The organism is Azospirillum sp. Sh1 (assembly GCF_008365135.1).
Lineage (GTDB): Bacteria > Pseudomonadota > Alphaproteobacteria > Azospirillales > Azospirillaceae > Azospirillum > Azospirillum oryzae.
Genome location: NZ_VTTK01000004.1, coordinates 13,889 through 35,412, shown reverse-complemented (window position 1 = coordinate 35,412; position 21,524 = coordinate 13,889). Strand labels below are relative to the sequence as shown.

The 21,524-nt window shown below is 67.7% G+C and carries 19 protein-coding genes; 15 read left to right on the top strand and 4 right to left on the bottom strand.

What is annotated here, in order from left to right; all coding sequences use genetic code 11:
* Positions 1–4: 4 nt before the first annotated feature.
* From FZ029_RS06090 to FZ029_RS06080, 3 genes are all read right to left on the bottom strand, one after another.
* Positions 5–1,396, bottom strand: a complete 1,392-nt coding sequence (locus FZ029_RS06090; RefSeq protein WP_149268421.1) for an aspartate aminotransferase family protein — start codon at positions 1,394–1,396, stop codon at positions 5–7.
* A gap of 29 nt (positions 1,397–1,425) precedes the next feature.
* Complete coding sequence (locus tag FZ029_RS06085) at positions 1,426–2,919, bottom strand: NAD-dependent succinate-semialdehyde dehydrogenase (RefSeq protein ID WP_149268420.1); 1,494 nt, start codon at positions 2,917–2,919, stop codon at positions 1,426–1,428.
* Positions 2,920–3,061: 142 nt separating this feature from the next.
* Complete coding sequence (locus tag FZ029_RS06080; RefSeq protein ID WP_149268419.1) at positions 3,062–3,568, bottom strand: Lrp/AsnC family transcriptional regulator; 507 nt, start codon at positions 3,566–3,568, stop codon at positions 3,062–3,064.
* A 120-nt stretch (positions 3,569–3,688) separates the two neighbouring features.
* Between FZ029_RS06080 and FZ029_RS06075 the strand changes: the two genes are divergently transcribed.
* From FZ029_RS06075 to ehuB, 10 genes are all read left to right on the top strand, one after another.
* The gene (locus FZ029_RS06075) at positions 3,689–5,044 is read left to right on the top strand and encodes a PLP-dependent aminotransferase family protein (RefSeq protein WP_211104099.1); all 1,356 of its coding nucleotides are present in this window, start codon (positions 3,689–3,691) and stop codon (positions 5,042–5,044) included.
* A 123-nt stretch (positions 5,045–5,167) separates the two neighbouring features.
* The gene (gene ehuA / locus FZ029_RS06070; protein ID WP_149268417.1) at positions 5,168–5,953 is read left to right on the top strand and encodes an ectoine/hydroxyectoine ABC transporter ATP-binding protein EhuA; all 786 of its coding nucleotides are present in this window, start codon (positions 5,168–5,170) and stop codon (positions 5,951–5,953) included.
* A gap of 65 nt (positions 5,954–6,018) precedes the next feature.
* A complete protein-coding gene (gene ehuC, locus FZ029_RS06065; protein WP_149268416.1) occupies positions 6,019–6,678 on the top strand; it encodes an ectoine/hydroxyectoine ABC transporter permease subunit EhuC in 660 nt (219 codons plus the stop codon).
* 11 nt (positions 6,679–6,689) lie between these two features.
* Positions 6,690–7,346: an ectoine/hydroxyectoine ABC transporter permease subunit EhuD gene (ehuD, locus tag FZ029_RS06060; protein ID WP_149268415.1), complete on the top strand. Its 657-nt coding sequence runs from the start codon at positions 6,690–6,692 to the stop codon at positions 7,344–7,346.
* Between the two features lie 33 nt (positions 7,347–7,379).
* Positions 7,380–8,165: an ectoine utilization protein EutA gene (eutA, locus tag FZ029_RS06055; RefSeq protein ID WP_149268414.1), complete on the top strand. Its 786-nt coding sequence runs from the start codon at positions 7,380–7,382 to the stop codon at positions 8,163–8,165.
* The gene (gene eutB / locus FZ029_RS06050) at positions 8,162–9,148 is read left to right on the top strand and encodes a hydroxyectoine utilization dehydratase EutB (RefSeq protein ID WP_149268413.1); all 987 of its coding nucleotides are present in this window, start codon (positions 8,162–8,164) and stop codon (positions 9,146–9,148) included. Before eutA ends, eutB begins: the two co-directional genes overlap by 4 nt.
* Entirely contained in the window at positions 9,136–10,128 is a 993-nt protein-coding gene (gene eutC, locus FZ029_RS06045) for an ectoine utilization protein EutC (protein WP_149268412.1), read from the top strand. Before eutB ends, eutC begins: the two co-directional genes overlap by 13 nt.
* A gap of 44 nt (positions 10,129–10,172) precedes the next feature.
* Positions 10,173–11,363 (top strand): ectoine hydrolase DoeA, encoded by a 1,191-nt coding sequence (gene doeA, locus FZ029_RS06040; RefSeq protein ID WP_211104098.1) that lies wholly within the window; start codon positions 10,173–10,175, stop codon positions 11,361–11,363.
* A gap of 2 nt (positions 11,364–11,365) precedes the next feature.
* Complete coding sequence (gene doeB / locus FZ029_RS06035; protein WP_211104097.1) at positions 11,366–12,388, top strand: N(2)-acetyl-L-2,4-diaminobutanoate deacetylase DoeB; 1,023 nt, start codon at positions 11,366–11,368, stop codon at positions 12,386–12,388.
* A 142-nt stretch (positions 12,389–12,530) separates the two neighbouring features.
* Positions 12,531–13,376 carry an ectoine/hydroxyectoine ABC transporter substrate-binding protein EhuB gene (gene ehuB, locus FZ029_RS06030; protein WP_149268410.1) on the top strand — a complete coding sequence of 282 codons (846 nt, stop codon included), beginning with the start codon at positions 12,531–12,533 and terminating at the stop codon, positions 13,374–13,376.
* Positions 13,377–13,391: 15 nt separating this feature from the next.
* Here the strand turns inward: ehuB and FZ029_RS06025 are convergent, their stop codons facing one another.
* Positions 13,392–14,282, bottom strand: coding sequence for a LysR family transcriptional regulator (locus FZ029_RS06025; protein ID WP_149268409.1), 891 nt, complete (start codon positions 14,280–14,282; stop codon positions 13,392–13,394).
* Positions 14,283–14,426: 144 nt separating this feature from the next.
* On the opposite strand from FZ029_RS06025, the gene FZ029_RS06020 reads away from it, so the two are divergent.
* The 5 genes from FZ029_RS06020 (at position 14,427) to FZ029_RS06000 (ending at position 21,513) form a co-directional block, all read left to right on the top strand.
* Complete coding sequence (locus FZ029_RS06020) at positions 14,427–15,554, top strand: 4-oxalomesaconate tautomerase (RefSeq protein WP_149268408.1); 1,128 nt, start codon at positions 14,427–14,429, stop codon at positions 15,552–15,554.
* Between the two features lie 29 nt (positions 15,555–15,583).
* On the top strand, positions 15,584–16,963 hold the full coding sequence (gene dctA, locus FZ029_RS06015) for a C4-dicarboxylate transporter DctA (RefSeq protein WP_149268407.1): 1,380 nt from the start codon (positions 15,584–15,586) through the stop codon (positions 16,961–16,963).
* A 304-nt stretch (positions 16,964–17,267) separates the two neighbouring features.
* Complete coding sequence (locus FZ029_RS06010) at positions 17,268–17,666, top strand: response regulator (protein WP_149268406.1); 399 nt, start codon at positions 17,268–17,270, stop codon at positions 17,664–17,666.
* A gap of 24 nt (positions 17,667–17,690) precedes the next feature.
* Complete coding sequence (locus tag FZ029_RS06005) at positions 17,691–19,073, top strand: hypothetical protein (RefSeq protein ID WP_149268405.1); 1,383 nt, start codon at positions 17,691–17,693, stop codon at positions 19,071–19,073.
* A gap of 76 nt (positions 19,074–19,149) precedes the next feature.
* Positions 19,150–21,513: an FIST N-terminal domain-containing protein gene (locus FZ029_RS06000; RefSeq protein ID WP_149268404.1), complete on the top strand. Its 2,364-nt coding sequence runs from the start codon at positions 19,150–19,152 to the stop codon at positions 21,511–21,513.
* Positions 21,514–21,524 lie beyond the last annotated feature (11 nt).

Here is a 21,524-nt window from a genome sequence, read left to right as displayed (position 1 = left end):
TCCTTCAGAGTTCGGCCGCGACCGCCTTCACCGCCTTGGCGGTGGCGGACACCACGATGTCGGCCTCTTCCCGCGTCAGGCAGAGCGGCGGGGCGAAGCCCAGGATGTCGCCCTGCGGCATGGCGCGGGCGATGACGCCCCGTTCCAGCAGTGCGGCGGACAGGCGCGGCCCGACCTTCGCCTCGGCCGGGAAGAAGCGGCGGTCGTCCCGGTCGGCCTCACGATCGGCGACGAACTCCACCGCCGCCAGCATGCCCTCGCCGCGCACATCGCCGACCATCGGATGCCCGCCCAGCGCGTCGGTCAGCGCGGCGCGGAGATAGCCGCCGGTCTCGCCCGCGTTGGTCACCAGATCGAGCGTGTCGATCAGCTCCAGGTTGGCCACGCCGGCGGCGGCGCAGAGCGGATGGGCCGAATAGGTCCAGCCATGGCCGATCGGCCCGAGCTGGTCGGATCCCTGCTCCAGCACCTTCCACACCCGCTCGCCGACGATCACGCCGGACAAGGGCGCATAGGCGGAGGTCAGGCCCTTGGCTATGGTGATGAGGTCCGGCTTGATGCCGTAATGGTCGGAGCCGAACATGCTGCCGAGCCGGCCGAACCCGGTCACCACCTCGTCGGCGATCAGCAGGATGTCGTACTTGTTCAGCACCGCCTGGATCTTCTCCCAATAGCCGACGGGCGGCGGGACGATGCCACCGGTGCCCAGCACCGGTTCGCCGATGAAGGCGGCGACGGTCTCCGGCCCTTCCGCCAGGATCATCGCCTCCAGCCGGTCGGCGCAGTGCTGGGAGAACTGCTCCTCGCTCATGCTGCGGTCGGCGCGGCGGAAGTAATAGGGGGCTTCGGTGTGCAGCACCGGCGGGCGCGGCAGGTCGAAGGCCTTGTGGAACAGCTCCAGCCCGGTCAGGCTGCCGGTCATCACCCCCGACCCGTGGTAGCCGCGCCAGCGCGAGATGATCTTCTTCTTTTCCGGCCGGCCGAGGATGTTGTTGTAATACCAGACCAGCTTGATGTTGGTCTCGTTCGCGTCCGACCCCGACAGGCCGAAATAGACGCGCGACATCCCGGCGGGCGCGCGGTCGATGATCATCTTGGCCAGCGTGATCGACGGCTCGCTGCCATGCCCGACATAGGCGTGATAATAGGCGAGCTTGCCGGCCTGCTCGGCGATGGCATCGGCGATCTCGCGGCGGCCATAGCCGACATTGACGCAATAGAGCCCGGCAAAGGCGTCCAGGCTGCGCCGGCCGTCACGGTCGGTGATGTAGACGCCTTCGCCGCCGGTGACGACGCGGGTCGGCGTGTCGCCGCGGGCATGCGCCGCCATGTGGGTCGACGGGTGGAAGAAATGGTCGCGGTCCCAGGCGGTCAACTCGTTGGTCAGGTCGGTCATGGCATGTTTTCCCAGACAAGAATTTCGGTTCAGGCGGCGTCGAGGCAGACGTATTTCAGCTCGGTGAAAGCCTCCATCCCATGGCGCGAGCCTTCGCGGCCGAGGCCGGATTGCTTGATCCCGCCAAAGGGAACCGGCGCGCCGGTGATCTTCACCCGGTTGACCGCCACCATGCCGTACTGCAGCGCCCGCGACAGGCGCAGGATCCGGGCGGCGTCGCGGGTCACCAGATAGGCGACGAGGCCGTATTCGGTGTCGTTGGCGCGGGCCACCACCTCCGCCTCGTCATCGAAGGGCAGGATCGCGGCGACCGGACCGAAGGTCTCCTCGCGCAGGATCAGCGAGTCCGGCGCGACGTCGGCCAGAACGGTGGGACGGTAGAACAGCGGGCCGGCGGGATGGACCTCGCCGCCGGTCAGGCAGCGGGCGCCGCGGTCCACCGCGTCGCGGACATGGCGGGCGCATTTGTCGACCGCCCGTGCGTTCATCAAGGGTCCGATCTGCACGTCCGGCTCCAGCCCCGGCCCGACGCGCAACGCCGCGCTGCGGGCGGTGAAGGCAGCGCAGAAGGAGTCGTAGAGCGGACGCTGCACATAGATGCGGTTGGCGGCGAGGCAGTCCTGGCCGGAGGTGGCGAACTTCGCGTCGATGGCGATGTCCACCGCCCGCTGCAGATCGGCGTCGGCGAAGACCAGCAGCGGCGCATGGCCGCCCAGCTCCATCACCAGCCGTTTCATTGTGGCCGCACAGCGCGCGGCGATGCGGCTGCCGATTTCCGTGGAGCCGGTGAAGCTCATGGCACGGACGCGGGCGTCGTCGCACAGCGCGCCGACCAGCGGTTCCGGATCGCCGGTCAGGACGTTGAACACGCCGGCGGGGATGCCGGCCCGCTCCGCCAGTTCGGCCAACGCCAGCGCCGACAGCGGCGTTTCGGAGGACGCATGGGCCACCACGGTGCAGCCGGCGGCCAGCGCCGCCGCCGCCTTGCGCGTCAGCATCGCCGAGGGGAAGTTCCACGGCGTCGCCATGCCGACCACGCCCAGCGCCTCCCGCCGCAGCAGCATTTCGGCGCCGGGCAGGTGGCTTGTAATGCTCTCGACGCCCACCCGCTTGGCCTCCTCCGCGTACCATTCGACGAAGGAGGCGGCATAGTCGATCTCCCCCCGCGATTCGGCGAGCGGCTTGCCCTGCTCCAGCGTCATCAGCAGGGCGAGATCCTCCTTGGCGGCGGTGATGCGGTCGAACCAGTCGCGCAGGCGGGCGGCGCGGTCCTGCGGCAGCCGGGCGCTCCAGGCCGCGAACGCCGCCGATGCCGCGGTGACGGCGGCGGTCGCCTGGGAGGATTCCAGGGCCGCGACATGGGCGAGCGTCCGTCCGCTGGCCGGATCGGTGACCGGGAAGGTGGCGCCGTCGGGCGCCGCGGTCCAGCGTCCGCCGACATAGGCGAGTTCGCGCAGCAGCCGGCGGTCGGTCAGGCGGCTGACGGCGTCGTGACGGTCCAGGCGGGACAGCTGCGCGGTCATGGGCACCTCCGGAAAATGGGTTGAGCGCCGAAGCGCCCGTGTTCCGGAGTCTAGTGGTGATGCGGCGGAGACTGTGTCCGAACTGGGCCTGCGTGGTGGAGAGTGTCTCTTTGTCGGGGCGGCGAGGAAGAGAAAGTCTCTATCACGATGGGACGGACCCGCCCGGCTCCTCCATCAGCGCCTCCAGCGGCATCGCCGCATCGTCCTTCACCGTTCGCGTGACGATGTAGGTGAAATACCGGTCGATCCCGGCATCGCCCTCCAGCAGCCGGTCGATGATCCGCTGATAGGCATCGACGTCGCGTGCCACCACCCGCAGGACATAGTCGAGCCCGCCACCGACCGACCAGCAGGAGACGATGCCGGGTTCCGCCCGCACCACCCGTTCGAACCGGTCGAAATCGGCCTGCCGGTGGCTGCCCAGCGTCACCTCGACCAGCGCCATGGCAAAGGGCGTGACCTGCCGCAGGGCCAGTCGGGCATGATAGCCGGTGACGATGCCCGCCGCCTCCAGCCGGCGCAGCCGCACCCAGCAGGGCGTCGGCGACAGCCCCACCCGGTCGGCCAGCGCCAGCTTGGTGATGCGGCCGTCACGCTGGATTTCCGACAGGATGCGCAGGTCGATGGGATCGAGCTTCAGGTCAGGCATGGGGCCGGTCGCCTTTGGAAAAGTGACAACCCGACGATGTCCGTGCTTTCCGGCATTGTCAAATGTGATGATTTCCAGCAGAAATGTTGCATGACAAAGTGGCACCCCGATGCATCGGCTTTGAGCAGGCCCGTCTATCTCTCGCTGGCCGATCAGGTGCAGCGGGCGATCACGCAAGGCCAACTGGCGGTCGGCGACCAGCTGCCCACCCACCGGCAGCTTGCCGACGAATTGGGCATCTCCGTCCAGACCGTCAGCCGCGCCTACGAGGAGCTGATCCGGCGCGGCCTGATCAGCGGAGAGACCGGGCGCGGCACCTTCATCCGCGCAGCGCAAACCGAGGTCGATCCGCCCTATATCCCCCAGCGCACCGACGAGGTGATCGACCTGTCGATCCTGAAGCCGGTGTGCGAACCGCTGCATGTCGAGGCGATGCGGCAGGCGCTGGTGGAACTGTCCGCCAACCTGCCGCCGGCCGTGGTGCTGTCCTTCCGTCCAAACACCCTGTTCGCCCGCCACCGGGCGACGGCAGTGTCCTGGCTGCGTCACTGCGGGGTGGAGACCACGGCGGCCAACGTCACCCTGACCAACGGCGCCACCGCCGGCATGACCATCGCCCTGATGGCCGCCGCCCCGCCGGGATCGACCGTGGTGACGGAGGAGGTCGGGCACCACACGCTGCTGCCGCTCGCCTCCTATCTCGGCATCAAGCTGCGCGGCGTCGCCATCGACGAGGAGGGCATCCGTCCCGACGCGCTCGACGCCGCCTGCCGCGACGGCACGGTGAAGGCGCTGTTCGTCATGCCGAACCCGATCAACGCCACCGCGACCCATATGGGCGAGGCCCGGCGCGCCGAGATCGCGCGGCTGGCCCAGCGCCACAACCTGTCGATCGTCGAGAACGATCCGCTCGGGCCCCTGCTGACCGACCGCCGCCCGCCGCTGGCGGCCCTGGCGCCGGAACGGACGCTCTACGTCACCAGCTTCACCAAGACGGTGATGCCGGGCCTGCGCACCGGCTATCTGGTGGTTCCCGACCGGCTGCTCGCCGCCGTCACCAACCGCCATCTGGTGACCAACTGGATCGCCACGCCCATCGTCGCCGAAATCGCCACCCGTTGGGTCGAGAGCGGATTCGCGATGGAGATGGTCGAGTGGCAGCGCAAGGCGCTGCACCGCCGCCACGCGCTGGCCGCGGAGATCCTGAAGGGCATTCCCCACCGCAGCCATGCCGAGGGGCTGCATCTGTGGCTGCCGCTGGGCGAAGGGCGGCCGGAGGCCACCTTCGTGTCGCATGCCCGCCATCAGGGGGTGGCGCTGGCGCCCGGATCGGCCTTCGCCATCGGCCCCGGCACGCGGCCCGACGCGCTGCGCGTCTCCATCGGCTCCACCACCGAGGCGGAGCTTCACGCCGGTCTGCGCGTGATCGTCAATCTGCTGAACAGCGACCCGGAGCCGGTGCTCCTGGCGATCTGAAGAGTCCCGAGGTAAGACTCTTTAGAATTGTCATGATTTTATTTTCCAGATTGACATGATTTAAGCGGTCCCGCATCGTTTGCGCACATCCACGGTCGCCAACCATTGCAAGGGAAGACCGGTGTGACCGATACGATCATCGACATCGACTGCGTCACGAAGCGCTACGGCTCGCACACCGTGCTGAAAGACTTGTGCTTTTCAGTCCGGCCGGGAGAAAAGCTGGCGCTGATCGGGCCGTCGGGTTCCGGCAAGACGACGATCCTGCGGACGCTGATGACGCTGGAAAGCATCGAAGGCGGCACCATCCGCATCGACGGCGAGAACCTGTTCCAGATGGAGCGCAACGGCCGTCTTGTCCCCGCCGACGAGGCGCATCTGCACCGGATGCGGACCAAGATCGGCATGGTGTTCCAGCTGTTCAACCTGTTCCCGCACAAATGCGTGCTGGACAACGTGACGCTGGCGCCGATGCTGACCAAGGGCGTCAGGAAGGCGGATGCCGAACGCCGGGCGATGGAACTGCTGGACCTCGTCGGCCTCGCCGACAAGGCCCGCGCCATGCCGGCCCAGCTGTCCGGCGGCCAGAAGCAGCGGGTCGCCATCGCCCGCGCCCTGGCGCTGCAGCCCCGGATCATGCTGTTTGACGAGGTAACCTCGGCGCTCGACCCCGAACTGGTGGAAGAGGTGCTGAACGTCATGAGGATGCTGGGGTCCACCACCGACATGACCATGTTGCTGGTGACCCACGAGATGAGCTTCGCCCACGATTTCGCCGACCGCGTGCTGTTCTTCGACCGTGGCCGCATCGTGGAGGAGGGGCCGCCCGACGTCCTCTTCACCAACCCGTCGCATGAGCGGACCCAGGCCTTCTTGAAAAAGATCATCGCGGCCGGCCAGCGCATCTGACGGTCCCCCGCGACCGCAAGGCGTCCGTCACCGCTTTTTCCCCGAACGCAGGAGATTTCGGCTTCATGGCTGATTGGGCCGGCTATATGGGCTTGATGCTGGACGGCGCGCTGGTGACGGCGAAGCTGACCGTGCTCGGCTGCGCGCTGGCTCTGCCGGCCGCCTTCCTCGCCGGGCTGGGCCGGCTGTCGCGCTTCTCCGCGGTGCGCGCCGCGTCGGTCGCATATATCGAGTTCTTTCGCGGCACGTCGATCTTCGTCCAGCTGTTCTGGGCCTATTTCGTCCTGCCGCTGATGGGGGTGACGCTGACGCCGCTGCAGGCCGGCATTCTGGCGCTGGGGCTGAATGTCGGCGCCTATGGCGCGGAGGTGGTGCGGTCGGCGGTGCAGTCCATCGGCCGCGAACAGCACGAGGCCTGCGTCGCCCTGAACCTGACGCGCTGGCAAAGCCTGCGTCACGTGCTGCTGCCGCAGGCGGCGGTGGTGATGGTCCCGACCTTCTGCAACAACGCCATCGAGCTTTTGAAAGCGACCTCGGTCGTCTCGCTCATCTCGCTCAGCGACCTGACCTTCCAGGCACAGGTCGTGCGCTCGCAGACCGGCAGCACCGCCATGCCGTTCCTGACCGTCCTGGTCATCTACTTCGCCTATGCCAGCCTGATCTCGTTCGGCATGAAGGCCCTGGAGCGCCGCATGACCCGCGGCCTCGACGGGCTGCGCTCTTAAGGAAACCGGCCATGGAATGGGATTGGGAGTTCGTCCGCGAAATCATGCCGACGCTGCTCGACGGCCTGCGCATCACGCTGCTGGCCACGCTGCTCGGCTCCGTCCTGGCCGCCGCCGCCGGGCTGGGCTTCGCCCTGCTGCGCCGGTCTAAGAGCCGGGCGGTGGCGCGCACCACCGGTTTCGTGGTGGAGTTCATCCGCGGCACACCGCTGCTGGTCCAGCTGTATTTCCTGTTCTACGTGTTGCCGGAACTGGGGCTGCTGCTGTCGCCGCTGACCGCCGGGGTGGTCGGGTTGGGTCTCCATTACGCCACCTACACCTCGGAGGTCTTCCGCGCCGGCATCGACAACACGCCGCGCGGCCAGTGGGAGGCTGCGAAGGCCTGCAACCTCACGCCCTACCAAACTTGGCGCCACATCATCCTGCCGCAGGCGATCCCGCCGATGATCCCGGCGCTGGCGAACTACTTCGTCGCGATGTTCAAGGAAACGCCGCTGCTCTCCGCCATCACGGTGATCGAGCTGATGAGCGAGGCGCGCAGCGTCGCCAACAGCAACTACCGCTATCTGGAGCCGATGACGCTGGTCGGCGTCCTGTTCCTGTGCATCAGCCTGATCGCCGTGCCCGCCCTGCACCTGCTGGAACGCCGGTTCCGGCCCACCCGCTGACCGCCGGCCTGCTGACTCTGGAGTTTTCGAGCCATGACCTCCATCCCCATCCTGCGCTCGGACACGACGCTGGTCTTCGACGACCGCCCGGTGGAAAAACGCGTGGGCCTCGTCGTCCTGGCGACCGACCACACGACCGAGCCGGATTTCCGCCGCATGGTCGCCGGCGAGCGCATCGGCGTCTACACCGCGCGCATCGCCTACGCCAATCCGACGACGCCGGAGAATCTGCGCCGCATGCAGCCGCGCCTCGCCGAAGGGGCGGCGCTGATCCTGCCCGACGAGCCGCTCGACGCCATCTGCTATTCCTGCACCTCGGCCAGCGTCGTGATGGGCGACGACGCCATCGAGGAAGCCATCGCTTCGGCCAAGCCGGGCGTTCCCGTCATCACGCCGCCCGCCGCCGCCCGCCGCGCCCTGACGGCGCTCCGCGCCCAGCGGATCGCCGTGCTGACCCCTTACACCGAACAGACCAGCCGGCCGATGGCCGCCTATTTCGGCGTGCATGGCTTCGACATCGCGCGCTTCACCTGTTTCGGTCTGGATGACGACCGCGAGATGGCGCGCATCGCGCCGGCCAGTCTGGTGCGAGCCGCCGTCGAGGCGATGGCGCCCGATGCGGACGCGCTGTTCATCTCCTGCACCGCCCTGCGCTCGGCCGGCGTCGCCGCGGAAATCGAGGCTGCGATCGGTCGCCCGGTGGTCACCAGCAACCAAGCCACCGCCTGGGCCACACTCCGCCTGTGCGGCGACGACCGGCCCCGGCCGGAAGGCGGACGGCTGATGACCCTTCCTTTGCCGGCAGAGGCTCAACCATGACCGGGCACGGCATCGGCCTGGAGGATGTCTTCCGCGCACGCGCGCGGCTGGCCGGGCGGATCGCGGTGACGCCGACCGTCGCCTCGCCCAGCCTGACCGCCCGCTGCGGCGCCCCGGTCTTCCTGAAGCTGGAGACCCGCCAGACCACCGGCAGCTTCAAGCTGCGCGGCGCAACCAACGCGCTGTCGGCCCTGCCGCGCGAGGCATTGGCGACGGGGGTCGCGGCGGCGTCCACCGGCAACCACGGCCGGGCGCTCGCCCATGCCGCAGCCCAAGCCGGCGTCCGCTGCGTCGTCTGCATGTCGGCGCTTGTCCCCGCCAACAAGGTCGAGGGCATCCGCGCGCTCGGCGCCGAAATCCGCATTGTCGGCCGCTCCCAGGACGATGCCCAGGTCGAGGTCGACCGGCTGGTCCGCGAGGAGGGGTTCGCCACCGTCCCGCCCTTCGACCATGCCGACGTCATCGCCGGGCAGGGCACGCTGGGGCTGGAGATCATCGAGGCGGTTCCCGACGCCGAGCTGCTGCTGGTGCCGCTGTCGGGCGGCGGCCTGATCGCCGGCGTGGCGCTGGCGGCCAAGGCTCTGCGGCCCGGCCTGCGGGTGATCGGCGTCTCGATGGAGCGCGGCGCCGCCATGCACGCCAGCCTGAAGGCCGGCCGCCCGGTGCAGGTCGAGGAACTGGAGACGCTGGCGGATTCGCTCGGCGGCGGCATCGGCCTCGACAACCGCTACACCCATCGGCTCGCCGCCAGCCTGCTCGACGACGTGGTCCTGCTGACCGAGGACGAGATCGCCACCGGCATCGTGCATGCCTATTCCGCCGAGCAGGAGATCGTCGAGGGCGCCGGCGCCGTCGGCATCGCAGCATTGCTCGCCGGCAAGGTGACGCCGTGCGGCCCCACAATCGCGCTGCTGTCCGGCCGCAACATCGCCATGGACCTGCACCGCCGCATCATCACCGGAGCCAATCCATGCCCCGCATGACCATCCTGACCGAGGCGGAGCTGCGGCGGATCGTTCCGCTCGACCGCGATGCCGTCGCCTGCGTCGAGGACGCCTTCCTGGCGCTGGCCACCCGCCCGGTGGCGATGCCGCCGATCCTTCGGCTCGACATCCCGGAATATCGCGGCGAGGTCGACGTCAAGACCGCCTATGTCCCCGGTCTCGACGGCTTCGCCATCAAGATCAGCCCCGGATTCTTCGGCAACCCGGCGCTCGGCCTGCCCAGCGTCAACGGCCTGATGGTGCTGCTGAGCAGCCGGACCGGTCTGGTCGAGGCACTGCTGCTCGACAACGGCTACCTGACCGATGTGCGCACCGCGGCGGCGGGGGCGGTCGCCGCCAAGCATCTGTCGCGACCCGACAGCGCTGTCGTCGCCGTCTTCGGTGCCGGGGTGCAGGCGGCGTTGCAGCTGGAGGCGCTGACCCTGGTCCGCCCGATCCGCGAGGCCCGCATCTGGGCGCGCCAGCCCGAGCGCGCCGCCGCCACCGCCGCCCGCCTGTCCGACCGGCTGGGAATCCCCGTCCGTGCCGCGGAGGAGGGTAGGGCGGCTGTCGCCGGCGCCGACATCGTCGTCACCACCACCCCGGCCGACCAGCCGATCCTAATGGCGGACTGGCTGGTACCCGGCCAGCACGTCACCGCCATGGGGTCGGATGCCGAGCACAAGAACGAACTCGATCCCGCCATCCTGTCCCGTGCCGACCTCTACGTCGCCGACCGCCTGACGCAGACCCGCCGGCTGGGCGAACTGCACCACGCGATTGCCGCCGGCACGGTCGCCGCCGACCGCGACTTCCCCGAACTGGGCGCCGTCATCGCCGGGCAGACCGCCGGCCGGCCGGCCACCGGCGCCATCACCGTCTGCGACCTCACCGGAACCGGGGTGCAGGACACCGCAATCGCCACGCTGGCGCGCAGCCGGGCGCTCGCGGCCGGCGCCGGCACCGTCTTCGACGCCTGATCTCCCTTTTCCCATGCCCCTCTTCTCATAAGAGAGACCCCGACATGCTGGAACCGACGCTGAACTTCAGCCGGGCCGAATATGCCGCACGGCTCGACAAGACCCGTGCCGCCATGGACAAGGCCGGCATCGAGCTGCTGATCGTCACCGATCCGTCGAACATGGCCTGGCTGACCGGCTATGACGGCTGGTCCTTCTATGTCCACCAATGCGTGATCGTGCCGCCGCACGGCGAGCCGATCTGGTACGGCCGCGGCCAGGACGCCAACGGCGCCAAGCGCACCGCCTATCTCGCCCATGACAGCATCATCGGCTATCCCGACCATTATGTGCAGTCGACCGAACGCCACCCGATGGACCTGCTGTCGACGATCCTGGCGGATCGCGGCTGGGGCAATCTCGCCATCGGCGTCGAGATGGACAATTACTGGTTCACCGCCGCCGCTTTCCAATCGCTGACCACCCACCTGCCCAACGCCCGCTTCAAGAACGCGACGGCGCTGGTCAACTGGCAGCGCGCGGTGAAGAGCCCGCAGGAACTCGACTACATGCGCAAGGCCGCCCGAATCGTCGAGGCGATGCACGCCCGCATCGTCGAGCGGGTCGAGCCGGGCATGCGCAAATGCGACCTCGTCGCCGAGATCTACGACGCCGGCATCCGCGGCATCGGCGGAGCGGACGGCTTCGGCGGCGACTATCCCGCCATCGTCCCGCTTCTGCCGTCGGGGGCCGACGCCTCCGCCCCGCACCTGACCTGGGACGACCGGCCGATGAAGCTGGGGGAGGGCACCTTCTTCGAAATCGCCGGCTGCTACAAGCGCTACCACTGCCCGCTGTCGCGCACCGTCTTCCTCGGCACGCCGACCCAGGCCTTCCTCGATGCCGAGAAGGCGACGCTGGAGGGGATGGAGGCCGGGCTGGCCGCCGCCAAGCCGGGCAATAGCTGCGAGGACATCGCCAACGCCTTCTTCGCCGTCCTGAAGCGCTACGGCATCACCAAGGACAACCGCACCGGCTATCCCATCGGCCTCAGCTATCCGCCGGACTGGGGCGAGCGCACCATGAGCCTGCGTCCCGGCGACCGCACCGAACTGAAGCCCGGAATGACCTTCCACTTCATGACCGGCCTGTGGCTGGAGGATATGGGGTTGGAGATCACCGAGAGCATCGCCATCACCGACACCGGCGTCGAATGCCTCGCCGACGTGCCGCGCAAGCTGTTCGTGAAGTCCTGACCATGGCGCCCGTCACAATTGCCCCCTCCCCGATAACCCCGACGGTCGATTTCGACCGCGACGGCGTGCAGCACGGATTTTTGCGCCTGCCCTACAGCCGCGACGATTCGGCCTGGGGTTCGGTGATGATCCCGATCACCGTGGTGCGCAACGGCAGCGGGCCGACCGCCCTGCTGACCGGCGCCAACCATGGCGACGAGTATGAGGGCGCGGTCGCCCTGTTCGACCTGTCCCAGACGCTGACGGCCGACCGGGTCGCCGGCCGCGTCATCATCGTCCCGGCGATGAATTACCCGGCCTTCCAGGCGGGAACCCGCACCTCGCCCATCGACAAGGGCAACCTGAACCGCAGCTTTCCAGGCCGCCCGGACGGCACGGTGACGCAGAAGATCGCCGATTACTTCACCCGTGAACTCCTGCCGCTGGCCGATCTGGTGATGGACATCCATTCCGGCGGCCGGACGCTGGACTTCGTCCCCTTCGCCGCCGCCCACATCCTGCCCGACAAGGACCAGGAGGCGCGCTGCTTCGCTGCGGTGGCCGCCTTCGCCGCGCCCTATTCCATGCGCATGCTGGAGATCGACGCGGTCGGCATGTACGACACCGCGGCGGAGGAACTGGGCAAGACCTTCGTCACCACCGAACTCGGCGGCGGCGGCACCGGCCGGGCGGAAACCATCGCCATCGCCAAGCGCGGCGTCCGCAACGTCCTGCGCCACGCCGGGATCCTGACGGACGCACCGCCGGCGGACGACCAGCCGGCGGAAGCCGGCCGCTGGCTCGACATGCCGTCAGCCGACTGTTTCCGCTTCGCCGAGGACAGCGGCCTGATCGAAGCCTGCGTCGACCTGGGCCAGCCGGTGCGCAAGGGCGATCTGCTCGCCCGCATCCACCCCATCGGCCGCACCGGGCTGGCGCCCTCCGAATACCGGGCGGCGCTGGACGGCATCCTGGCGGCCCGCCATTTCCCCGGCCTCGTCAAGGCCGGCGACTGCATCGCGGTGGTGGGAACGGTCGAGAACTGACCAATCCAATCGCCTGTCGGAACCCGCCTCGGCAGAAGGCGGGCGTGTGAAGAACGGTATCGACACCGACCAAACAGGGGCCGGCGCCCCTAGGGGAACGCCGGCCGGGCACTCACCAAGTCACGAAAGAGGGACGGCAGACATGAAACACCTTAAGATCGCCCAAAGCGTTGGCATCGCCGCCGCACTCCTCACGCTCGCCGCGCCGGCATTCGCCGCCGACACGCTGGAGACGCTGCGCGAACAAGGCTTCGCCCGCATCGGCATCGCCAACGAACCGCCCTATACCGCCGTCAAGCCGGACGGCACCGTGTCTGGCGCCGCCCCCGACGTCGCCCGCGCGGTGATGAAGAAGCTGGGGGTCGGCGACGTCGTCGCCTCGATCTCCGAATATGGCGCGATGATCCCCGGCCTGCAGGCCCGCCGCTTCGACGTCGTCACCGCCGGCCTGTTCATGAAGCCGGAGCGCTGCAAGGCCGTCGCCTATTCGGAACCCATCCTCTGCGATGCCGAATCCTTCGCCCTGAAGAAGGGCAACCCGCTGAAGCTGACCTCCTACGAGGACATCGCCAAGAACCCGAATGCCAAGATCGGGGCTCCCGGCGGCGGCACCGAGGAGAAGCTGGCTCTGCAGGCCGGCGTGCCGCGCGACCGCGTGATCGTGGTCCCCGACCCGCAAAGCGGCCTGAAGATGCTGCAGGATGGCCGCATCGACGTTTATTCGCTGCCGGTCCTGTCGATCCATGATCTGGTCGGCAAGGCCAACGACCCGAACATCGAGGTGGTCGCCCCGGTCAAGGGCGCCCCGGTCTATTGCGACGGCGCCGCCTTCCGCAAGCAGGACACCGCGTTGCGCGATGCCTTCGACAAGGTGCTGGCCGAGATGAAGGCGTCGGGCGAGTTCGCCAAGATCATCGAGCCCTACGGCTTCTCCGCCGAGGCGGCGAAGCAGACCTCCCGCGAGAAGCTCTGCGCCGCGTCCAACTGATCGGGCCGGCGACCATCAGAGTTTCAAGGAGTCGAGCAGCACGTCCAGGAAGCGCGCCGCCATCGGCGACAGGATCGCGCCGTGGCGGCGGACGACGCCGATTGTCCGGGAGATCTTCGGGTGACCCAGCGGCAGGGTCAGGATGATCGGATGGCCGGAGGAGGGGGTGGCTAGCTTGGGAAGCACCGCGACGCCAAGCCCCGCCTCCACCAGCCCCAGCGAGCTTGCGAGATGCGTGATCTCGTAGGACCAGCTGAGTTTCAGGCCATGCTGCGCCAGGGCGTTGTCGATCAGCGCCCGGTTGCCGCTGGTCCGTCCCACGGTGATGACCCGGTGGGCGGCCAACTCATCCCAATTCACCACCTTGTGCGACGCCAGCGGATGATCGTGCCGGCAGGCGACGACGAAGGGATCCTCCGCCAGGGGCGTGAATTCGATGTCCGGGTGTGAGGTGCCGATGAAGTTGATGCCGAAATCGGCCTCGCCGCGCGCCACCGCCTCCAGCCCCTCGTTGGCGCCGAGATCCAGGATGCGGATGCGGATCCGCGGGAAGGCGATGCTGAAACGGCTGATCGCGTTCGGCAGGAAGTAGAACACCGCCGTCGGAACGGAGGCGATGGTGATCTGCCCGCCGCTGCGCGCACCCAAATCGCTGATGCCCAACAGCGACGTTTCGAACTCGTCGAGAAAGCGCCGGACCTTCGGCATGAAGTCGCGCCCGACCATGGTCAGGGCGACATGGCGGGTCGAGCGTTCGAACAGCGCCACCCCCAGCGTATCCTCCAGCTTCTGGATGCGGCGGCTGAGCGCGGGCTGCGACAGGTTCAGCAGGTCGGCAGCGCGATTGAAGCTGCCCAACTCCGCCACCGCGATGAACGCCTTCAGATCGACCAGTTCGAAGTTCATGCCCGGCCCCGCGCGGCGCTTGGATTGATGCGTATAATGGAATAATAGCGCGAATCATTGCATTTCACAAATACGGTTCGCAAACGGAATATCGGCGCATCGGCTTTCTTCGCCAACCGGCGAACTCAAGAGAAACCAAGCGCCATGACCCATCCGATGAACCGCCAGATCGGCATTCCCTGCGTGATGATGCGCGGGGGGACCTCACGCGGACCCTTCTTCCTGGCGTCCGACCTTCCCGCCGCTCCGATGGAGCGCGACGCCCTGCTGCTCTCCGTGATGGGGGCAGGGAACGATCTTGGCATCGACGGCATCGGTGGCGGCAATCCGCTGACCAGCAAGGTCGCCATCGTCGGTCCCGCCACACGGGCCGGTGCGGACGTGGATTATCTGTTCGCCCAGGTGCGGGTGCAGGAGGGGGTGGTCGACACCTCGCCCAATTGCGGAAACATGCTGGCCGCCGTCGGCCCCTTCGCCATCGAATCCGGGCTGGTTCCGGCGACGGACGGCGTCACGGTGGTGCGCATCCACAATGTCAACACCGGCAAGCTGATCGAGGCACGCGTCCAGACCCCCGGCCGGCAGGTGGCCTATGAGGGCGAGGCCGTGATCGACGGCGTGCCCGGCACCGCCGCCCCTATCCATCTCGCCTTTCTCGATGCGGCCGGCGCCAACACCGGCCGGCTGCTGCCCACCGGATCGCCGGCCGACCTGATCGACGGGGTCGAGGTCACCTGCATCGACGCCGCCATCCCAGTGATGCTGGTCCGCGCCGCCGACTTGGCCAAGACCGGGTACGAGCCCGTCGACAGCTACCGGTCCGACCGTGATTTCATGGCCCGGCTGGAAGCGTTGCGCGTCGAGGCCGGCCGGCGCATGGGCTTCCGCAACGCCGCCGGCATGGTGATCCCGAAGCCGGTGCTGCTGGCCCCGCCGACGCGCGGCGGCACGCTGGCCGTACGCTATTTCATGCCGCACGACTGCCACCGGGCGATGGCCATCACCGGCGCCGTCGCCACCGCGACCGCCTGCACCATTCCGGAAACCGTCGCCGCCGCACTGGCCGGGCGGCTGACCCTGCCCGGCGACGTCACCTTCGAACATCCGGCCGGGCGGCTGACCGTACGCCTCGATCCAGGGGCCGGCCAGTCCGCCCTGACCGCAACCGCCACCGCCCCGACCGCCAGCATCCTGCGCACAGCAAGGCGCCTGTTCGAGGGAACCGTGTTCGCACGGCCATCGACCCCGTCGCGAACCGCCCTTGCAGCCTGACGCCACAGCACAAGAGAGGAGGAAACGCCATGCGTCCACAAATGGGAGACCATACCCAGGCGCCGGCCCCGTCGAAAGCCTTCTACAAAGCCCTCTACTTCCAGGTCGTCGTCGGCCTGACGCTGGGCATCCTGGCTGGCCATTTCTGGCCCGACCTCGGCGCATCCCTGAAGCCGCTCGGCGACGGATTCGTCAAGCTGGTCAAGATGATGATCGCGCCGGTGGTTTTCTGCACCATCGTCAGCGGCATCACCAGCCTCAACGACACCCGCGAGATCGGCAGGACGATGGTCAAGTCGATGGCGCTGTTCTACGCGCTGACGGTGGCCGCACTCCTCATCGGCTTGGCCGCGGTCATGATCATCGAGCCAGGCGTCGGCATGCACGTGTCGCCCGCCTCGCTCGACCCCGCGGTGGCGGCGCGCTACGCCAAGCAGGCGGCCCCGGTCGGCTTCGTCAGCTTCCTGCTGCACATCATCCCGCATTCCTTCTTCGGCGCCTTCGCGGAAGGCGAGGTGCTGCCGGTGCTGCTGATCTCCATCCTGGTCGGCTTCGGGCTGACGCGGGCCGGCAAGGCGGGAGAGCCGGTGGCCCAGGGCATCGATGCCTTCTCCCATGTGCTGTTCGCCGCCTTCGGCTTCATCATGAAGCTGGCCCCGATCGGCGCCTTCGGCGCGATGGCCTTCACCGTCGGCAAATACGGCATCGACAGCATCGGCTCGCTCGGCCTGCTGATCCTCACCTTCTACGTCGCCTGCGGCGTCTTCCTGGTGGGCATCATCGGCACGCTGGCCCGGCTGCACGGCTTCAGCCTGTGGAAGGTGCTGCGTTACTTCCGGGAAGAACTGCTGATCGTGCTCGGCACCTCCTCCTCCGAACCGGTCCTGCCGCGCGTGCTGCAGAAGCTGGAAACGCTGGGCTGCAAGAAGGGCGTCTCCGGGCTGGTGCTGCCGATGGGCTACTCGTTCAATCTCGACGGCACCGCGATCTACCTGACGCTGGCCTCCCTGTTCATCGCCCAGGCCTGCGACATCCACCTGTCGGCCGGCCAGATCTTCGCCATGCTCGGCATCATGCTGCTGACCTCCAAGGGTGCGGCCGGCGTCACCGGCAGCGGCTTCGTCGCCCTGGTCGCCACGCTGACGGTGATGCCGGACCTTCCGGTGGCGGGCGTCGCGCTGCTGGTCGGCATCGACCGCTTCATGTCCGAAGCCCGCGCCCTGACCAGCATCATCAGCAACTGCGTCGTCAGCATCGTCGTCTCGATCTGGGAAAATGCCTGCGACCGCGAGGTTCTGCAGCGGGAACTGAACCAGGGTGACGCCGCCGCCGAACGGTCCCTGGAAGGGGAGGGTGGAATCGCCGTCATGCCGTTGACCGCCCGGGCGCCCGCCCAGCCGTCGCACTGATCCTCCCGATTGGGCCAAAGCGCGCCGCCATGCCGACCCGGACAGGTCGGCATGGCGGCGCGCTTTTCTCGAGTCTCCCTCCGACAAAACCGGCGCGGTCCAGACAGGGATCGAGGGGCCCCCTGCTGCTGGCACTGCCGCGGTTGAATGCCGGTCGCACGACACGTTGGCCGGCAGCATAGCACCTTCGGCTGACCGCAACCATCGGGGGTGATTTGGTTTAGACGTTAACGCTCTGATAACGGCCTGACGCGCATTCTTTTGTCGAGCACGACTGCACGCTCGCCTGAAAGGGGAGGCGAAGATGCCCACGGTACTCGTGATCGACGACGAGGATATGGTCCGCTCGGTTCTCCGCCAGTTTCTGGAGCGCCAGTCGATGACCGTCATCGAGGCCGAGGATGGCGAAGAGGGCTTGCGCATGTTGCGTGCCAACGCTGTCGATCTGGTCATCTGCGACCTGATCATGCCGCGGGCGGATGGCATCGGCACGATCCTGAACATCCGCCGCTCGATGCCGGCCATGAAGATCATCGCCATTTCCGGTGGTGGACGCAGCCACGCCATGGAACTGCTGAAGGTCGCCGAGCAGATGGGGGCGGACCATGTCCTCGGCAAACCCTTCACCCGGGATCAACTGCTGACCGTGGTCTCCGCCTGCCTGCCGGGACATCCCATCGCCCGTTCCACACGTGCCAAGTGACGGCGGCTCTGAGAGGATATGGTCATGCTTGGACTGTCGTTGGGGGAAAAGCTCCGCAACTGGTTCGTCGAGGAGGAACCCGCCGCGACCGCCCCCTCGTCGCGGAGCGGAACGGCAAACGACGCGGATGTCGAGCGGATGAGAGCCCTGGAGCGGCGGCTGAAGGTTCTGCTGGCCCAGCCGCAACTGCTCTCCGCCGGCCGCATCCATATGCTGAACCTCGACGCCTTGCGCGCGAGCCTGGGGCCCGCCTGGGATGAGTTGCGCGACCGCGTTCACAGTTCTGCCGACCGTATCATCAACCGCCACATCGACGACAAGGACGTCCAGTTCCGCAGCGGTGACGGCGAATACATCATCGTCTTCGCGACGCTGAGCCGGCAGGCGGCGTCGCTCGTCTGCGCCAAGATCGCCGAAGAATTGTACCGGCTTTTCCTGGGCGATCCCAAACTGGCCGAAATCACCGTCTCCACCGCTGTCGGCGCGGTGGATGGGAAGTTGCTGTTCGAACACGCCTCCGTCGCGGACCTCCTGTCGGCCGTCGAGCAGACGGTGGAGGCGAACGGCCCGGCGGAGCAAGCGGCAGGTTCGGCGGCTCCGCCCCCGCCGGGCGCCGCGGCCAGCGCGGCGGAGCAGCGCAAGCTGAAGCTGTCAACTTTGGAGATGGCGCAGATCGGCACCATGTATCGCCCGCTGTGGGATGTCGGCCGGCAGGTGATCTCCACCTACATGTGCACGCCGGTCCGCCGCTTTCCCGACGGAACCTCGGTCGAAGGGATGCTGGCGCTGTCCGGGGTCAGCGAACCGCAGCAACTGGCCAAGGTCGACATCGACACCCTGGCCGATACGGTGGAGATTCTGGACGAGTTGTTCCGCAACAAATTCCGGCTGATGGTGTCGGTCCCCGTCTGCTTCGAGACGCTGGCGGCGCGCCGGAGCCGGCAGGACTATCTGGCGATCTGCCAATCGGTACCGGACTATCTGCGCCCCTTCCTGATCTTCGAGTTCCTGCGCTTTCCCGCCGGCGTGCCCGGCGGCCGGATGAGCGAACTGGTCAACGAGGTGCGGCCATTCTGCCGCTGGACCTTCCTGCGCGTGGAATGCCGGCAGCAGAGCTTTGCAAGCCTTTCGGGAACCGGGCTGACCGGCCTGACCACCATGATCTCGTCCGACCGCGGCACCGAAGCCAGGATCATGGAGGACATGAACAGCTTCGTCGCAGCGGCGGAGCGGGCGAATTTGAAGACCTGCATCGTCGGCATCACCTCGACCAGCCTTGCGGTCGCGGCACGGGCGGCCGGGACCACGCTGATCGCCGGCGACCGGATCGGCCGTGCCGGGGAAATTCCCCAGCATATGCTGCGCTTCGGCTGGCAGGACCTGTTCCTGCGGGAGGCCGTGCGCTGACATGCCGCCGGCCACACTGACGGCCGGCCCGACCGCAATCATTCCGTGGTGATCTCTCAGGACAGGAGGTTCCACCATGCCGGGTGCCATCGGACGTTCGAACGGGTTCATCAGAACCCTTGCCACCGATGCTGCCGATCTCTGCGACGCTCCGAGGCTGCTTGCCTTCGATGACGACCCGCCGGCCTTCGTCCTCGGCTTCGTCTCGCCGGCGCTGCCATTTGCGAATGTCGCGGAGGATCTGCGCTCCGTTCTGTCTCCGCAAAGCAGGCTGGTGCTGGTGTCGACGGCGGGGGAGCTGTGTTCGGGAGTGCCCGGCGGCCTCTACCATCCCGGCGAACGGCAGGACGGCATCGTCCTTCAGGCCTTCAGCCACGACCTGTTCGCCGATGTCAGCATCCACAGCGTTCCCCTGCACAGCGAGGACATCCGCGCCGGCAGCATTCGCCTCTCCCACGAACAGCGCGTCGACGCGATATGCCGGGAGTTGGAGGCCATCGAGCCGGCATTCCCGCTCGACTGTCACGACACGGTGGCGCTGCTGTTCATCGACGGGCTGTCCGCCAGCGAAAGCTGCCTGATGGAGGCGATCTATGCCTCCGGCCGTTTCCCGGTGCTGTTCGTCGGCGGCTCCGCCGCCGGCACCTTGGATTTCCTCAACACATGGGTTTATGAGGGCTGCCGGGTGCTGGACAATCACGCGGTCATCGCCTTCCTGCGGATGGCTCCAGGCAAGCGCTACGGAGTCTTCAAGTCTCAGAATTTCAGCAAGACCGGACTGTCCTTCACCATCCTGGACTGTGATCCGATCCGGCGCACGGTGACCAGCGTCATCGATCCCGAAAGCCTGGAGGTCACCGGCTTCATCGAAGCCCTGTGCCGGAGTCTCCAGTGCCAGCCCGAAGAGCTTGAGCGCCTGCTGGTCTCCCACACCTTCGCCGTCGAGTTGGACAGCGGGCTTTTCGTGCGCTCGGTGGCGGGAATCAACCGTGCGAAGGGACGGGTCTCCTTTTTCTGCGACGTCAACGCCGGTGACGAGCTGTTTCTGGTCGAGGCCACCGATTTCATCGGGCAGACGAGAAACGATTTCGCCGCGTTTCTCCGCGACAAGCCCAGACCGGTCGGAGGCATTCTCAACGACTGTGTCCTGCGGCGGATCAACAACGGCCCCAACCTGACCGGGATGACCGTCTTCGACGATCTTCCCGTGGCAGGCTTTTCAACCTTCGGCGAAATCCTGGGCATCAACGTCAACCAGACGCTCTCCGCGCTCTTCTTCTTCACCGACGACGGCGGGGAAGATCCGGCGGGACAAGGCGGATTCCGTGACGATTACGTTGCCCGCTTCCCGATCCACTACGGACACTTCCAGAATTATTTCCATCGCGCCCGCAATACCCGGTTGCGCATGCTGAACCGGCTGCGGCAGAGCCTTATCCGCGACTTGGTCGGTCGCGGCGACGCTCCCGGCACGCTCTATGGACGCTTCAAGCAGATCGGCGCCTACACCGAGCAGATCGCCACCCAAGCCGCCGATCCGCTGGGTTCCGCGGTCGACGATCTGCTGGATGCCGTCCGGCAGGCGACGGAGGAGCGGGAAGCGGTGGCCGAGGTGTTGAGCCTGCGGGAGGCGGAACTGCGCTTCGCCGAGGAGCGCCGCCGCGCGGCCGAAACCCGCTCGGAGCTGGAGGGTCAGCTGCGGGAGGCCCAGAAGCTGGAGGCTCTGGGCTGCCTGGCGGGCGGTCTGGCGCATGAGATCAACAACATGCTGCAACCGATCATCGGCTTGACGGAACTGGTCATGGAGGATGTGCCGCCCGATTGCCAGGCACAGAAGAATCTCGCCAGGGTGATCGAAGCCGCGCAGCGCGCCCAGCGCATCACCCAGCAGGTGCTGACCTTCAGCCACGCCGATCCGGCGGCGACCGGTCCGCTGCAGTTGGGATCCGCCTTGCGCAATGTGGCCGACATGGTCGACGTGCTCGTCCCCCGGAACGTCGAACTCGTCTGGCGGATCGCCACCACCCCTCTGATGGTCCGCGCCGACGAGACACAGATGGCGCAGGTTCTGATAAACCTGATCCGCAATGCGGCCGATGCGATCGGGTCATCGGGGGGAACGATCGAGGTCGCGGCAGACGCGGTCCAGCTCGACGGGGCGACGGACGGGGCATGGCCGCACCCGGCCGGCCGCTATGCCGCCCTGACCGTCCGCGACGACGGGTGCGGAATGGATGCGGCCACGCTGGCCCGGATCTTCGATCCCTTCTTCACCACCAAGTCGGTGGGACACGGCACAGGGCTGGGTCTCCCCGTCGTGCATGGCATCGTCGCCGGTTGGGGCGGCCACGTCCTTGCAGACAGCGCTGAGGGGCAGGGGACCACGATACGCATCCTGTTGCCGATCATCCCGGCGGAGCCGGCCGATCCGCGGTCCTGAACCGGGAAGAG

Excerpts from the sequence above, each read along its gene's own strand:
- FZ029_RS06005 (WP_149268405.1), top strand. The coding sequence starts at position 17,691 with ATGCTTGGACTGTCGTTGGGGGAAAAGCTCCGCAACTGGTTCGTCGAG.
- doeB (WP_211104097.1), top strand. The coding sequence starts at position 11,366 with ATGGCGCCCGTCACAATTGCCCCCTCCCCGATAACCCCGACGGTCGAT.
- doeA (WP_211104098.1), top strand. The coding sequence starts at position 10,173 with ATGCTGGAACCGACGCTGAACTTCAGCCGGGCCGAATATGCCGCACGG.
- FZ029_RS06085 (WP_149268420.1), bottom strand. The coding sequence starts at position 2,919 with ATGACCGCGCAGCTGTCCCGCCTGGACCGTCACGACGCCGTCAGCCGC.
- FZ029_RS06090 (WP_149268421.1), bottom strand. The coding sequence starts at position 1,396 with ATGACCGACCTGACCAACGAGTTGACCGCCTGGGACCGCGACCATTTC.
- FZ029_RS06020 (WP_149268408.1), top strand. The coding sequence starts at position 14,427 with ATGACCCATCCGATGAACCGCCAGATCGGCATTCCCTGCGTGATGATG.
- eutA (WP_149268414.1), top strand. The coding sequence starts at position 7,380 with ATGACCTCCATCCCCATCCTGCGCTCGGACACGACGCTGGTCTTCGAC.
- ehuD (WP_149268415.1), top strand. The coding sequence starts at position 6,690 with ATGGAATGGGATTGGGAGTTCGTCCGCGAAATCATGCCGACGCTGCTC.
- FZ029_RS06000 (WP_149268404.1), top strand. The coding sequence starts at position 19,150 with ATGCCGGGTGCCATCGGACGTTCGAACGGGTTCATCAGAACCCTTGCC.
- eutB (WP_149268413.1), top strand. The coding sequence starts at position 8,162 with ATGACCGGGCACGGCATCGGCCTGGAGGATGTCTTCCGCGCACGCGCG.
- eutC (WP_149268412.1), top strand. The coding sequence starts at position 9,136 with ATGCCCCGCATGACCATCCTGACCGAGGCGGAGCTGCGGCGGATCGTT.
- dctA (WP_149268407.1), top strand. The coding sequence starts at position 15,584 with ATGCGTCCACAAATGGGAGACCATACCCAGGCGCCGGCCCCGTCGAAA.
- FZ029_RS06025 (WP_149268409.1), bottom strand. The coding sequence starts at position 14,282 with ATGAACTTCGAACTGGTCGATCTGAAGGCGTTCATCGCGGTGGCGGAG.
- ehuC (WP_149268416.1), top strand. The coding sequence starts at position 6,019 with ATGGCTGATTGGGCCGGCTATATGGGCTTGATGCTGGACGGCGCGCTG.
- FZ029_RS06010 (WP_149268406.1), top strand. The coding sequence starts at position 17,268 with ATGCCCACGGTACTCGTGATCGACGACGAGGATATGGTCCGCTCGGTT.
- ehuB (WP_149268410.1), top strand. The coding sequence starts at position 12,531 with ATGAAACACCTTAAGATCGCCCAAAGCGTTGGCATCGCCGCCGCACTC.
- FZ029_RS06080 (WP_149268419.1), bottom strand. The coding sequence starts at position 3,568 with ATGCCTGACCTGAAGCTCGATCCCATCGACCTGCGCATCCTGTCGGAA.